This is a genomic window from Propionivibrio pelophilus DSM 12018 (assembly GCF_059569095.1).
On the sequence record NZ_JCANUT010000079.1, the window covers coordinates 1 to 12,830 of the forward strand.

The 12,830-nt window shown below is 62.3% G+C and carries 14 protein-coding genes and 1 pseudogene; 8 read left to right on the forward strand and 7 right to left on the reverse strand.

From position 1 onward, the window contains the following. Window positions 1-293: transposase (locus BO74_RS19500; protein ID WP_496441822.1), on the forward strand; the 293-nt coding region annotated here is incomplete at its 5' end. On the opposite strand, the gene BO74_RS19505 is transcribed toward BO74_RS19500, so the two are convergent. The 4 genes from BO74_RS19505 to BO74_RS19520 form a co-directional block, all read right to left on the reverse strand. Beyond that, window positions 217-717 (reverse strand): DUF6691 family protein, encoded by a 501-nt coding sequence (locus BO74_RS19505; protein WP_496444820.1) that lies wholly within the window; start codon window positions 715-717, stop codon window positions 217-219. The two genes, BO74_RS19500 and BO74_RS19505, sit on opposite strands and share 77 nt — an antisense overlap. Window positions 718-726: 9 nt before the next feature. Then, on the reverse strand, window positions 727-1,158 hold the full coding sequence (locus BO74_RS19510) for a YeeE/YedE family protein (protein ID WP_496444822.1): 432 nt from the start codon (window positions 1,156-1,158) through the stop codon (window positions 727-729). After that, entirely contained in the window at window positions 1,148-1,474 is a 327-nt protein-coding gene (locus BO74_RS19515) for an ArsR/SmtB family transcription factor (RefSeq protein ID WP_496444823.1), read from the reverse strand. The genes BO74_RS19510 and BO74_RS19515 overlap by 11 nt, the downstream gene beginning before the upstream one ends. 262 nt (window positions 1,475-1,736) lie before the next feature. Further along, complete coding sequence (locus tag BO74_RS19520; RefSeq protein WP_496444824.1) at window positions 1,737-3,407, reverse strand: FAD-dependent oxidoreductase; 1,671 nt, start codon at window positions 3,405-3,407, stop codon at window positions 1,737-1,739. Window positions 3,408-3,671: 264 nt separating this feature from the next. Between BO74_RS19520 and BO74_RS19525 the strand changes: the two genes are divergently transcribed. From BO74_RS19525 to BO74_RS19550, 6 genes are all read left to right on the forward strand, one after another. Further along, on the forward strand, window positions 3,672-4,163 hold the full coding sequence (locus tag BO74_RS19525) for a hypothetical protein (RefSeq protein ID WP_496444826.1): 492 nt from the start codon (window positions 3,672-3,674) through the stop codon (window positions 4,161-4,163). A 32-nt stretch (window positions 4,164-4,195) separates the two neighbouring features. Continuing rightward, window positions 4,196-4,903: a hypothetical protein gene (locus BO74_RS19530; protein WP_496444828.1), complete on the forward strand. Its 708-nt coding sequence runs from the start codon at window positions 4,196-4,198 to the stop codon at window positions 4,901-4,903. 138 nt (window positions 4,904-5,041) lie between these two features. After that, window positions 5,042-5,731, forward strand: coding sequence for an ABC transporter ATP-binding protein (locus tag BO74_RS19535; protein ID WP_496444830.1), 690 nt, complete (start codon window positions 5,042-5,044; stop codon window positions 5,729-5,731). Next, a complete protein-coding gene (locus tag BO74_RS19540) occupies window positions 5,728-6,972 on the forward strand; it encodes an ABC transporter permease (protein WP_496444832.1) in 1,245 nt (414 codons plus the stop codon). The genes BO74_RS19535 and BO74_RS19540 overlap by 4 nt, the downstream gene beginning before the upstream one ends. A 13-nt stretch (window positions 6,973-6,985) precedes the next feature. After that, window positions 6,986-7,720, forward strand: a complete 735-nt coding sequence (locus tag BO74_RS19545; protein ID WP_496444834.1) for an outer membrane lipoprotein-sorting protein — start codon at window positions 6,986-6,988, stop codon at window positions 7,718-7,720. Between the two features lie 111 nt (window positions 7,721-7,831). Next, window positions 7,832-9,121 carry a hypothetical protein gene (locus tag BO74_RS19550; protein WP_496444835.1) on the forward strand — a complete coding sequence of 430 codons (1,290 nt, stop codon included), beginning with the start codon at window positions 7,832-7,834 and terminating at the stop codon, window positions 9,119-9,121. Window positions 9,122-9,143: 22 nt separating this feature from the next. Here the strand turns inward: BO74_RS19550 and BO74_RS19555 are convergent, their stop codons facing one another. The 3 genes from BO74_RS19555 to BO74_RS19565 all read right to left on the reverse strand — a co-directional run bounded on the left by BO74_RS19555 (window position 9,144) and on the right by BO74_RS19565 (window position 12,334). Next, window positions 9,144-10,073 carry an AEC family transporter gene (locus tag BO74_RS19555; RefSeq protein WP_496444837.1) on the reverse strand — a complete coding sequence of 310 codons (930 nt, stop codon included), beginning with the start codon at window positions 10,071-10,073 and terminating at the stop codon, window positions 9,144-9,146. A 96-nt stretch (window positions 10,074-10,169) separates the two neighbouring features. Beyond that, complete coding sequence (locus BO74_RS19560; RefSeq protein ID WP_496444839.1) at window positions 10,170-11,450, reverse strand: Nramp family divalent metal transporter; 1,281 nt, start codon at window positions 11,448-11,450, stop codon at window positions 10,170-10,172. Then, on the reverse strand, window positions 11,447-12,334 hold the full coding sequence (locus BO74_RS19565; protein ID WP_496444841.1) for a ketopantoate reductase family protein: 888 nt from the start codon (window positions 12,332-12,334) through the stop codon (window positions 11,447-11,449). The genes BO74_RS19560 and BO74_RS19565 overlap by 4 nt, the downstream gene beginning before the upstream one ends. A gap of 248 nt (window positions 12,335-12,582) precedes the next feature. Between BO74_RS19565 and BO74_RS19570 the strand changes: the two are divergent. Then, a pseudogene (locus tag BO74_RS19570) lies at window positions 12,583-12,830 on the forward strand (IS110 family transposase); the annotation flags it as partial.

Sequence of the window (12,830 nt, forward strand, 5' to 3'; positions counted from 1 at the left end):
AGATCTTCCTGATCGTCGATAACCTGCGTGTGCATCATGCCAAGCTCGTCCAGCAATGGATCGAGCCTCGCCGGGACAAGATCGAACTCTTCTACTTGCCGCCCTACGCCCCGGAATCCAATCCCGACGAATATCTGAATCACGATTTCAAAACGTCCCTGCGTCTCGAACCGGCCACCCGCTCTGAAAAGGATCTTCTGCAAAAAGCCATGCGCATCATGAATCGCATCGCACAATGGCCCGAACGCATCCGTTCCTATTTCCAGCATCCTCATGCCGCATACGCGGCTTAGCAAAGCTATTTAAGGGCCGGGTTAATAACAACTCGAAAATCCCCATGCCGGCCAGCATGGCGATGATGAACAGCACGCCTTGTTGGGTGCCTTGTCCGAGCAGGACGATGCCGGGTCCCGGGCAGATGCCGGCGAGTCCCCAGCCGATACCGAAGGCCAGGCTGCCGAGGATCAATCGACGGTCAAGTTGCCGGGCGGTCGGCAGTTGCATCGGGAGGCCAAGCAGCGACAGGGTGCGCTTCCTGGCGAAGGCGAAGGCGACGAGTCCGACCGCGATCGCGCCGCCCATGACGAAGGCCAGCGACGGGTCCCAGTTCCCGGCCAGATCCAGAAAGCCCAGGACCTTGCCCGGGTTGGTCATGCCGGAAACGATCAGGCCGAGTCCGAAGATCAGGCCGGCGAGCAATGAAAATAGACTGGTCATGGAGCTACCTCAGGCAAAAAGATGGCGAACGACGAAAACCGTGACGAACCCGGCCAGCATGAAGCCGGCAGTCGCCGCCAGGGAGCGGGGCGAAAGGCGGGAAATGCCGCAGACGCCGTGGCCGCTGGTACAGCCCGATCCGTAGCGGGTGCCGATGCCGACCAGCAGTCCGGCGACGATCAGTGTTCCACTGCCGGCGTCGATCTGGGCGGCCGGCAAAGGTAATCCGAGTTGGTAGATCCAGGGCGCGGCCAGTATCCCGATGAGAAACGCGCTGCGCCATGCCGTGTCGCCGGATTTCGGGCGGAGCAGGCCGCCGATGATGCCGCTGATCCCGGCGATGCGTCCGTTCAGCAGCACGAAAATGGCGGCGGCCAGACCGATCAGGATGCCGCCTGCCAAGGCGGAATACGGCGTGAAATGTGCCCAGTCAATGATCATGTCGATCCCCACAGTAGAGAGTGTAAAGTTGGTCGAGAAGTGGCAGGACCCTGGGGTCCTTGACCGAATAATGGATTCGCTTGCCGCAGCGCCGGGTGCTGACGACGTCCTCATGGCGCAGAACGCCGAGTTGCTGGGAAAGGGTCGGCTGCAGAATGCCCAGCGCCTCTTCCAGTTCGCCGACCGATTTTTCGCCCTGGCTGAGTTGGCAGAGCAGGAGCAGGCGATCGACGTTGGCCAGCGTGCGCAGCAGGCTCGTGGCGTCACCTGCGGCCTGGCGCATCGCGTCGATATCAAGTTTCGGTGCTGTCGTCATCGGGTGGTGTCTGCATGAAGGAAAAAACGTGTCGATATATGAATAATTATATTATTAGTAACTAATATAAAAGATTGGTTCCGTCGCTGAAAGAAAATTTGTCGGCGGGTTGGTGAAGTGCAGATGTATTGGAGATTCGTCATTCCGGCGCAGGCCGGAATCCAGAAAATTCAACGAACTGGACCCCGGCCTGCACCGGGGTGACGGATATCTCGGCAGTTCCTTGGGGGAGATCCCTCCATGGAGAGGAACCTGTTCCTGCTCAGGAATTCGGCAGCTTGGCCGGCGAACGCGGATCGATGTTGGCTTTCATGCCGCCACTGAAACTGCTGACCTTGAAGCCATTTTGCGCCAGAACGCGCGCGGCGAAGTAACTCATTTTCCCGAAGGCGCAGAGGGTGACGACCGGACGGCTGCGGTCCAGCTTGTCGAGATTGGCACGCAGCGTGGGGAACGGGATGTTGATCGATGCGCCGGGCGGCGGGAAGGCTTCGGCCAACGGCTTGCCGCGGACATCGACCACCTGCACGGCCGGGTCGTCCGGCAGTTCGGTCGTGTGCGTGACCAGCCCGTCGCGCCGGTTGCAGGCCGCGAACCCGGCCAGGTTGATCGGGTCCTTGGCCGACCCGAAGGGCGGCGCGTACGCCAGTTCGAGATGGCAGAGGTCTTCGACCGTCATGCCGGCGACGATGGCCGTCGAGAGGACGTCCAGTCGCTTGTCGATCCCCTCCGACCCGTTGGCCTGGGCGCCGAGCAGTCTGCCGGTATCCGGTTCCCAGATGATCTTCAGGGTCATCTGCTTGGCGCCGGGGTAATACGAGGCGTGGTGGCTGTCGTTGACGCTGACGGTTTCGTAGGCGATGCCGGCGGCCTGCAGGCGCTTTTCGCTCCAGCCGGTGATGCCCGCCACGGTCTCGAACACGCGCACGATGCCGGTGCCTACCGAGCCGGGGTACGGGCGGGCCTTTTCGCCAAGGAAGATGTGATCCGCGGCGACACGCCCCTGCCGGTTCGCCGGGCCGCCCATCGGCACGGCGGTTTTCCTGTCGAACACGCGGTCGGCGGTTTCCACGGCGTCGCCGGCGGCGTAGATGTCGGGGTCGGAGGTGCGCTGGAACTCATCCACCACAATGTGCCCGCGCGGGCCGAGTTGCAGGCCGGCGTCGCGTGCCAGTTCGCTGTCCGGCTTGACGCCGATCGAGAGGATCACCAGGTCGGCATCGAGCGTCTTGCCGGAGTTCAGATGGCAGCGCACATGGGTCTCTTCGCTCTCGAAGCGGGCGATGCCGTCGCCCAGATGCAGTGCAATGTCGTTGTGACGAAGTTCGGCTTCCAGCAGCGCGGCCATGGGGGCGTCCAGCGGCGGGATGACCTGGGACTGCAGCTCGACGAGTTGCACCGACAGGCCCTTGTGCTGGAGTTGTTCGGTCATTTCCAGTCCGATGAAGCCCGCGCCGATGACCACTGCGCGCATGCTGCCTTCGGTCGCCGCGACGATACGGTCCATGTCCTGCAAGTTGCGCAGGGTGAAAATGCGTGGGTCGTCGATGCCCGGAAGGTTCGGCCGCAAGGGCGACGCGCCGGGGGCGAGCATCAGCTTGTCGTAGGAAAGCCAATCGGTCTCTCCGGTTTTCAGATTGCGCACCTGGACGCGTTTGGCAACGCGATCGATGGCGACGGCTTCGCTCAGTGTGCGCACGTCGAGATCGAGGAGAACCTTCAACGATTCCGGGGTTTGCACGGCCAGAACATCACGTGTCGGAATCTCGCCGCCGATGTGGTAGGGCAAGCCGCAGTTGGCGAATGAAACGTCGGGGCCGCGTTCGAGAACGGTAATGTGTGCCGATTCATTGAGCCGCCGGGCCCGTGCCGCGAAAGATGCGCCCGCGGCGACGCCGCCGATGACGAGAATGTTCTGACGCTGCTCCATCATTTTTGCTCCAGTTAGGGTTGAACTCACCGTTTCCTTGATAAGGAAAGCCGAAAACGATATATAGATAAGTATATTAACATTATCTGATATATAAGGTAATCAAAGTGCTTTGTAACGCACTGTAACGGCAGAGGGCTGCGCAACGCTGCGATGCAAAACAATAGCGAGGCGCAACACGTCGCTTACATCGTTGGACTTTAATGACCACATGGGGAACGGGAATTCCCGAGGCCCTGGCCCGGTAACCACGAAAAGGAGATCGTCATGAAAGCTACATTGGTGTTGAAGCGTCTTGTTCAAGTCGTTTTGGTCGGTACGGCGGTTGCCTCCGCCGTGGCGATTGCGCAACCCGGTCCGGGTGCAGGCTGGGGAGGTGGCTGGTGCGGCGGCCCGTACATGCAAGGCGGAATGGGCCCCGGCGGCGGCTGGGGTATGGGCCCCGGAGGCGGTCGTGGCATGGGCTATGGACGCGGCATGGGATATGGCAACGGCTATGGCATGGGGCCTGGCGCCTATGCCAATCAAGGGGCGCCGGCCGGTCAGAACGCCGTCCGCGGTTGGGAACTGATGTCACCGGTGGAACGCTCCGAGCAGATGCAGGAGATGCACGCGGCAAAGACCTATGAAGAGTGCACGGCGATTCAAACGGAACATCGCGGCAAACTCGAGGTCCGTGCCAAGGAAAAGGGGCTGACGCTGATCGAGCCGCCTTTCAATCCCTGTGACAATCTGAAGGCTCGCGGTTTCATCAAATAATCCGGGCTTTCTCTTTTCGACGGAGTCCATTCATGTTTCGCCATCTTCTCCTCTCTGTTTCACTGCTCTCGGCGGCCGGTCATGCGCTGGCCGCCGATCCCCTGACCAAGGCGATGCAGGAAACCTACGCACCCTATCGCGTGGCGCTGTTAAAGACCAACGCCAACGCGCAGGAGGATGCCCGCAAGGCGGTAATCCAGGCGCAGCAGGGGTGGGCGCGCCTCACGGAGCAGTTTGGCGCCAACCCGCCGCCGCCCTACGCGGGAGACGGCGAACTGGCCGCTTCTCTGGCTACAGTCGGGAAGGTCTATGGCAAGGCCCTCGGGGAGATCGAGGCCAACCAACTGGGTGAAGCGCACGAAACGCTGGAGGAGGTGCGCGACGTCATGGCCGACCTGCGCCGGCGCAACCAGGTGATCGTCTTCAGCGACCACATGAACGCCTATCACGCGGAAATGGAGCACGTCCTGAACGAGGGCGAGAAGGCTCTGGCTGGGCCGAACGGCATGCTCGAACTGGCGGCGAAGGTCGGTACGCTGGAGTACCTGGCGGGACGAGTGAAAAGCGAGGCGCCTGCGAGTCTGCTGAAGAACGACGAATTCGTCGCCATGCACAAGGTGTTGGAGAAGTCGGTGGCCGATTTGAAGGCCGCGCTTTTCGTGCAGGACTCGGCTAAGGTGAAGGAGGCGATCGGCAAGCTCAAGCAGCCGTATTCAAAAATGTTCATCAAATTTGGCTGAGAAAAAGCATCTCGTCATTCCGGCGCAGGCCGGAATCCAGAATTTCGGAGCACGAACTGGAACCCGGCCTGTGCCGGGATGACGGAGCGGGGGGCATGATGGCGGCCCCGAGGGCGCAGAAAAAACAGGAGAAAAACAATGCCGTTGATCCGGGCAGAAAACATCACCAAGAACTACCGCGTCGGCGACATGGAGGTGCCGGCGCTCAAGGGCGTCAGTTTCGAGATCGGCGAGGGGGCTTTTGCCGCCTTCGTCGGCCCGTCGGGCAGCGGCAAGTCGACGCTGCTCAACCTGCTCGGCTGTCTCGACCATCCGACCAGCGGCACGCTGACGGTCAACGGAACCGACATCGCCACGCTGTCGCGCAGTGCGGCGGCGAGTTTCCGGGGCGAGCATCTGGGGTTCATTTTCCAGGACTTCAATTTGGTGCCGGTGCTGAGCGTGTACGAAAACATCGAGTATCCGCTGCTGATGGTGCGTGGCTGGTCGCCGGAAAAGCGGCGTGAGCGGGTGCTCAAGGTCATCGACGCGGTCGGCATGAGCGAACAGGCGCACAAGCGGCCGGACCAGATCTCCGGCGGGCAGAAGCAGCGCGTCGCGGTGGCCCGGGCACTGGTCGGCGAACCGAAACTGGTGCTGGCCGACGAACCGACGGCCAACCTCGACCACGACACGGCGTACCGGATTCTCGGGCTGATGAAGACGATGCGCGATAACTTCGGAACCTCGTTCATCTTTTCGACGCACGACCCGAAAATAATGGGTGAGGCCGAACTGACCTTCACCCTCGAAGACGGCCGTCTGGTGCAGGAAGGCGGTGCCGCATGACCTCCACGCTCAAACTCGCTGCGCGCAACCTGCTGCGCTACCGCCGCCGCACGCTGCTCACCGCACTGCTGATCATGCTCGGGGTGCTGGCGCTGCTGCTTTTCGTCGCCGCCGCCGGCTCGTTCAAGCAGACGATGGTCGGCTCGATCACCGACAGCATGCTCGGCCACCTGCAGGTCCACCGCAAGGGCTACACGCAGTCGATCGACAACCTGCCGCTCAACCTGAACCTGCAACCCAACGCGGTCGGCAAGATCGAACTCGCCCTGAAAGCCGATCCGGACGTCGCGGCCTATTCGCTGCGCGTGAAGCTCGGGGCGATGTTCAGCAACTTCACCGAGAACACCAGCATCCGCCTGAACGGTGTCGACCCCGCCGCCGAGGACGCCGCCGTGCCGGCCCTGCGTCAGCGGATCAACGATGGTGACAAGACGGGGCCGCTGGTGGCGCCCGGCAAGGTGCTGATTCCGACGCTGATCGCGCGCGGGATGAAGGTGAATGTCGGCGACAACGTGGTACTGGTGGTGACCAATGCGTCCGGCTCGGTCAACGGCAAGAACTTCGTCGTCGGCGGCATTCTCGACGGCGTGACCGGCCCCGGCGGCCGCGACGGCTATATCCACATCAACGATGCGCGCGAACTGTTGCGCATGGACAAGCCCGAGGTAATGGAAGTCGCCGTGCGCCTCAAGTCGCTGAAGTCGCTTTCCGCCGTGCAGAAGCGGCTGGATGCCGCGCTGGGTGAGATCAAGAACAAGGAAGGCAAGCCGGCGACGGAACTGCACCTCTGGTCCGACCTGTCGCCGTTCGCCAACATCGTGAAGATGATCGACCTGATGACCTTGTTCATCCGCGTCATGTTGATTGCCATCGTGCTGGTCAGCGTGATGAACGTGATGCTGATGGCGGTCTACGAGCGTATCCGCGAAATCGGCACGCTGGCGGCGATCGGCACGCAGCCGGGCAAGCTGATGGCGATTTTCCTCAGCGAGGGGCTGCTGCTCGGTGTCGTCGGAGCCGCGGCGGGCATCGCGCTGAGTTATGCGCTGGTCGGCTATCTCAACCTCAACCCGGTCGTCTTCGCCTTCGGCCGCGAGCAGATCACGCTGCGGCCGGTGCTCGAACTCGTCGAGGTCGGCGGGGTACTGATCCTGGCGGTCGTCGTTTCGGCGCTGGCCAGCCTGCAACCCGCCTGGCGCGCCGCGCGCATGGATCCGATCCAGGCCTTGCGTCACGTTTGATCGAGGAACGAACATGAAAACCAACAAACTGCTGGCCTTTGCCGCCTTGTGTTTCCCCCTCGTCGCGGCGGCGGTCGACGGTGTCGAATTGCTGAAGAAGGTCGACCGCAACCTGGAACCCGAGTCCTACGAGTCGTACCGCAAGCTGATCAACGTCGAGCCGGACGGGACGAAGAAGGAGTTCGTCATCTACTCGGTGAAGAAGGGCAAGGATCAGGTGGCAACACTGTTCCTCTCGCCGACCAGCGACAAGGGGCGCACCACGCTGCGCCAGGGCGACAACATGTGGCTGTACATCCCCAGCGTCGGCAAGCCGATGCGCATCACCAGCCTGCAATCGGTGACCGGCGGCGTCTTCAACAACGCCGACATCATGCGCCTCGACTACGCGGTGGAGTATGACGTCAAGGCCGTCGAGGAGACGGGCGATACCTACCAGCTCGACCTCAAGGCCAAGACTGGCGAAGTGGCCTACGACCGGCTGAAAATGACGGTCGACAAGAAGCTCGTCCTGCCGACGCAGATCGAGGCCTACGCCTCCAGCGGCATGCTGATGAAGACCTTGTATTTCAAGGACATCAAGGATTTCGGCGGCGGCATCAAGCGCCCGGCGACGGTCGAGACCGACAGTCCGTTGTACAAGGGTTACAAGTCGGTGATGCTCTATTCGGGGCTGAAGAAGAAGGACTTCCCGGACGAGGTGTTCACGCAGGGGTTCATGGCGCGCATGGAAGAGTTGCGCAAGTAAAGATGCGTATTTTCTCCGTCATCCGGGCGCAGGCCGGGATCCAGCAGGGGCTCCGAAATTCTGGATTCCGGCCTGCGCCGGAATGACGGGGGCGGGCTGAGAGGCATCGTCATGAAATCGACACTCATATTTCCCGCCGTGGTTTTTGCCTTGGCCGTCCCGGCCACCGCCGAGGAGTTCTCCTTCGACGCCAGCGAATTCGAGAAGAAGCCCTTCGAATTCTCCGGCTACCTTGAACAGAAAGAAGAGGGGCTGAAACTACGCAGTTCAAGCCCGGCATATTCGCTGGCCTATCCGGGAAAATCGTCACAGAACCATCTGTTGCGCAGCACGACGACGCTGGAAATGGCCGGCAAACTCAACTTCGACCCGGTCGTCGTCGATGTGCGCGCGCAGGCGTTCCATGCCGACGACCAGCTCGTCAGCAATTCCGATCGCGGCACGGTGATGGAAGGCGGCGTGCGCTGGAGCGCCGGACCCGGCCTGACGGTCGACGTCGGCAAGCGCGTGCAACGCTGGGGCAAGGGCTACGCCTGGAGCCCGGTCGGCTTCATCGAGCGGCCGAAGGATGCATCCGATCCGCAGTCGTCGCGCGAAGGCTTCGTGATGGCCAGCGCCGAATGGACGAAGAGCCTCGCCGGGCCGGTCAGTGCCGTCGGCCTCAGCGGCTTCGTCGTGCCGACCGACGGGAGCCGGCTGAACCAGGATTTCGGCGCCGAACGCGATCTCAACCCGGCGGCCAAGCTGTACCTGCTGGCGTGGGACACCGACATCGATTTTCTCTGGCGCGGCAAGGGTGCGCGGCCGGAGAGCTTCGGCATCGATTTTTCGCGCAACGTGACTTCCGCGCTGGAAGTGCATGGCGAGTGGGCGCGCTTCCGGGATGCGCCGCGCAACACCGCTTCGGCGACCGGCGTCACGCAACAGACCGAGTCCGACGCGACGTCATGGCTCGTCGGCCTGCGCTACCTGACGCAGAGCGAGGTCACCTGGATCGTCGAGTATTACCGCAACGGCCTGGGCTACGACGCCGGCGAACTGGACGACTACTACGCCTTCCTCGATACCGCGCTGGCCGACGGAGCCGCGCCGATGCTGGAAGAAAAGGCGCGGCGGGTCGCACAATCCGGCTACGGGCGACCGAATCCCGGCAAGGATTACCTGTACGCCAAGGCCAGCGTCAGCGAACCGTTCGGCTGGGTCTATGGCGCCGCGTCGCTGACCGCCATGACCAATCTCAAGGACCGCAGCTGGCAGCTGACCCCGGAGATCAGCTATACCGGCTTCAACAATGTCGAGATCCGTGCTCGGGCGTTCTTCCTGCATGGTGCCTCGCACACCGAGTTCGGGGAGAAGGCGGCGAGCCGGCGGCTGGAGGTGTATGCGAGGTTCTTCTTCTGAGTAACCGGACCGCCAGCCAGTTCTACATGGCCAGCAGATAGAGGCACGCCGAGATAGTGACGATAGACCCGAGCGTCGTGAACAAGATGACACGGGAGGCCGGCGCGGCGTCGCGCTCATAGAAACTGGCCAGCATGAACGGGCCGGTTCCGGTAGGCAGCACGCTGAGCAGCAAGGCCGAATTCGCCCAGAATTCCGGCAGGTCGAATACGTAAAAGGCAAAAAAGCCGGTGATCAGCGGTTGGAGCAGCAGCTTGGCAAATACCAGCTTTGCCGTGCCTTCGCATCGACCTGGCTGCCGTTGGGCGAGAAGCAATCCCAGTGAAACGAGCGCGCAAGGGCTGGCGGCCATGCCGAGCAATGACAGGAACTGGTTCATCGCCGCCGGTAGCGGAATGCCGCCAAGTGCCCAGCAGCCGCCCAATACAGGTGAAATGATCAGAGGATTGACAGCCAGCGCCTTGCCTACCTTGGCGGCGGCCCGCAGTGGATGTTTTTCTTCCTGACGGCTGATCTCCACCAGGATGATCCCGATGCCGAACAGGACGCAGGCAACGATCAGGGTGCCCACGACAGCCGGCACCAGCCCTTTTTCGCCGAATACCAGCACACAGAGTGGTATGCCCATGAATCCGGTGTTGGCGTACGTGGTACCCAGTCCGTCGATGCACGCATCCACGATGGCGCGTTGCTGCCTGACCCGCCAGGCGACGGTCGCCGCGAACAACAGGGTCCAGGCCAGGGTCAGCGAGGCGACGAATCCGGGCTGCCAGATTTGATCCCAGGTTGCCGTGGCAGTTACCTTGAACAGCAGCGCCGGCAGGGCCAGCCACACGACGAAACGGCTGATTTCGGATGAGGCGGTCGCCCCCAGGCGATTGGTGCGGCGACAGATGTAACCGACCAGGATGAGTCCGAAAATCGGCAGGACGACGTCAATGATGGTGGACATAACAACGCTTGGGCAAACGGTCGCTGTCGGCTGAAAGGGTATCGCTGACGTCCAGGGTTATTGGTCAGGATTCCGGTGGGAGGACAGCAGGGGCGTTCAACGGGCGAGGTCGAACAGCAAGTAAAAGTTCAGCAGTGTAATGATCACGCCGAAGCCGATCAACAGCCAGCGCGTTCCGGGCGGGTTGGCGTGTCTGCCCATGACTTCGCGGGACGAGGTCAGGCGAACCAGAAGGTAGATGGTGAACGGCAGTTGCATCGACAGCACAACCTGGGACAGCACCAGTCCCTGCAGGGTGTCCTCGATCAGCAGGATGACGGCCAGCGAGGCGATCAGGATGATGCCGACGCCCAGTTGCGAGTGCCTGTCCTTGATGTCGTAGGGTTCGCCGAACAGGCCGGCGAAGATGCTGCCGCCGGCGATGCCGCCGGTGATCGACGAGGCGATGCCGGCGCAGAGCAGGGCGAAGGCGAACACCAGCGCGGCGCCCTTGCCGAGAATCGGTTGCAGCAGCGCGGAGGCCTGCGAGAGTTCCGCGACTTCGACGCTGGCGGTGAAGAACGTGTAGGCGGCAACGATGATCATGGCGCTGTTGATCGCCCAGCCGATACCCATCGAGAACAGCGTGTCGAGGAATTCGTACTTGAGTTGCCGCTTGATGACCTTCTCGTCTTCGAGGTTCCACTGCCGGCTCTGGATGATTTCGGAGTGCAGGAACAGGTTGTGCGGCATGACCACGGCCCCCAGCAGGCTCATGATCAGGAGGATGGACCCGTCGGGGAACGCCGGCGTGAGCCAGTGGTGAACCGTCGCGTTCCAGTCCACCGGGATCAGCGTCAGCTCGTAGATGAACGAAATGCCGATGATCGAAACGAAACCGATGATGATCGCCTCTATCCGTTTGTAGCTGTTGCTGTAGAGAAAGAATCCGATGAACAGCGTGACGCCGACGGCAGCGATCTTGATCGGGACGTTGAACAGCATGTTGAGGGCGATGGCCGCGCCGAGAATCTCGGCGATCTCCGTCGAGATGGCTGCAAGCACCGCCGAGCCGATGAGCAGGCGCCCGCTGCGGCGCGGCAGGTAGCGCGTCGCCGCTTCGGAAAGGCACAACCCCGAGACGATGCCTAGGTGGGCGGCATTGTGCTGCAGCACGATCAGCATGATCGTGGATAGCGTGATGACCCAGAGCAGCTGGCTGCCGAACTGAGCGCCGCCGGAAACGTTGGCCGCCCAGTTGCCCGGATCGATGAAGCCGACGGTGACCAGCAGGCCGGGGCCGATGTAGCGAAACAGGTCGAGCGCCGTCAGCGACGGCGGGTGCTTGTCCTTGAACAGTCGGGTAAGGCGGTTTTTCCAGCGCGCCAGCAGGCTCATCGTGATTCCAGTGTTTTTACCAGGGTGTGCAGGGTGTGGTTGACGGGCGTTGGCACGCCGAGTTCCAGGCCCTTGCGCACGATATAGCCGTTCAGCCAGTCGATTTCGGTGGGCCGGCCGCGTTTTATGTCCTGGGCCGTCGATGAGGTTTGTTCGGCCATTATTCTGGGGATGCGCTCGACGCCTTCCCGGACGTCGCCCACCGGAACGACGCCGGCCCTGGCGGCGACAGCGAGACATTCATCGACCGCTTCGCGCAACACCTGCCCGATGCCCGGCTGTTGCACCAGTTTTCCGTACGGCAGACCGCTGATCGCCGACAAGGCGTTGTAGGCGCAGTTGATGATGAGCTTGGTCCACTGTACTCCCACGATGTTGTCCGAGATGTCGACCGGGATGCCCGCCGCGGAGAAGATCGCCGCGAGAGTCTCACTGCTCGGCGATCTGCCGATGACCACTGGGCCCCCGCCGTGGTGACGTACGTGGCCGTCGCCGGCCATTGCCGTGGCGACGTATACCGCGGCAGGAACGATCTCGTGTGGCAGCGTGGCACGCAGCAGGTCGGGGTTCTCGACACCGTTCTGCAGACTGACGATCACGGCGTCGGCACGAAGGAAGGGCGCCATCGCCGAAGCGGCCGTGGCGGTATCGGAGGTCTTGACGCAGCAGAGCACGATGTCGGCGCCGCGCACCGCGGCAGGCTCGGTGCTGGCGGCGAGCGGGACATGGAGGTCGGCTTCGCCAGTCTGCAGGCGCAGCCCCTCGCGCCGGATCGCCTCGACATGGCGGGGGCGGCCGATCAACGTGACTTCCTGACCGGCCGTGGCGAGCAGGCCGCCGTAATAGCAGCCGACGGCGCCCGCGCCCATGACGGCAATTTTCATTTGGTTTGTCCTCGGAATCATCAGGTTGGAGGCCGTCGACTGTAGCGTGAAACGTTGCTGAATGGATTGCCCCGGTTGCCGAGCCGGGGATCGCGTTTCAGAATGTCGGGGTCGCTGGTTACGCCAAAACCTACGGATAACCCCGTCATCCCGGCGAAGGCCAATGGGATGGACTCCTCCCTTCCACCGGCATCGATGTGCCAGACTGGAGTTGTCACCAACCAGTCAAACGAAGGAAGGAGTCCAAGATGAACCTTACGCGCGTTGGAGTGGATTTGGCAAAGCAAGTATTTCAGGTGCATGGCGTGGATCGGCACGAAGCGGTGCAGGTCAAGCGAACGCTCTCGCGCCGGCAAGTGCGCAGCTATTTTGCCGGGCAAGCGCCCTGCCTGATTGGCATGGAAGCGTGCGCCAGCGCCCATTACTGGGCGCGCGAACTGAGCCAGTTGGGACACACGGTCAAGCTGATCCCGCCGCAGTTCGTCAAACCCTACGT

Bases quoted from the DNA above. Each gene is read 5' to 3' on its own strand.
- BO74_RS19505 (WP_496444820.1), bottom strand. From the start codon at position 717: ATGACCAGTCTATTTTCATTGCTCGCCGGCCTGATCTTCGGACTCGGC.
- BO74_RS19545 (WP_496444834.1), top strand. From the start codon at position 6,986: ATGAAAACCAACAAACTGCTGGCCTTTGCCGCCTTGTGTTTCCCCCTC.
- BO74_RS19565 (WP_496444841.1), bottom strand. From the start codon at position 12,334: ATGAAAATTGCCGTCATGGGCGCGGGCGCCGTCGGCTGCTATTACGGC.
- BO74_RS19550 (WP_496444835.1), top strand. From the start codon at position 7,832: ATGAAATCGACACTCATATTTCCCGCCGTGGTTTTTGCCTTGGCCGTC.
- BO74_RS19555 (WP_496444837.1), bottom strand. From the start codon at position 10,073: ATGTCCACCATCATTGACGTCGTCCTGCCGATTTTCGGACTCATCCTG.
- BO74_RS19525 (WP_496444826.1), top strand. From the start codon at position 3,672: ATGAAAGCTACATTGGTGTTGAAGCGTCTTGTTCAAGTCGTTTTGGTC.
- BO74_RS19520 (WP_496444824.1), bottom strand. From the start codon at position 3,407: ATGATGGAGCAGCGTCAGAACATTCTCGTCATCGGCGGCGTCGCCGCG.
- BO74_RS19560 (WP_496444839.1), bottom strand. From the start codon at position 11,450: ATGAGCCTGCTGGCGCGCTGGAAAAACCGCCTTACCCGACTGTTCAAG.
- BO74_RS19510 (WP_496444822.1), bottom strand. From the start codon at position 1,158: ATGATCATTGACTGGGCACATTTCACGCCGTATTCCGCCTTGGCAGGC.
- BO74_RS19535 (WP_496444830.1), top strand. From the start codon at position 5,042: ATGCCGTTGATCCGGGCAGAAAACATCACCAAGAACTACCGCGTCGGC.
- BO74_RS19515 (WP_496444823.1), bottom strand. From the start codon at position 1,474: ATGACGACAGCACCGAAACTTGATATCGACGCGATGCGCCAGGCCGCA.
- BO74_RS19540 (WP_496444832.1), top strand. From the start codon at position 5,728: ATGACCTCCACGCTCAAACTCGCTGCGCGCAACCTGCTGCGCTACCGC.
- BO74_RS19530 (WP_496444828.1), top strand. From the start codon at position 4,196: ATGTTTCGCCATCTTCTCCTCTCTGTTTCACTGCTCTCGGCGGCCGGT.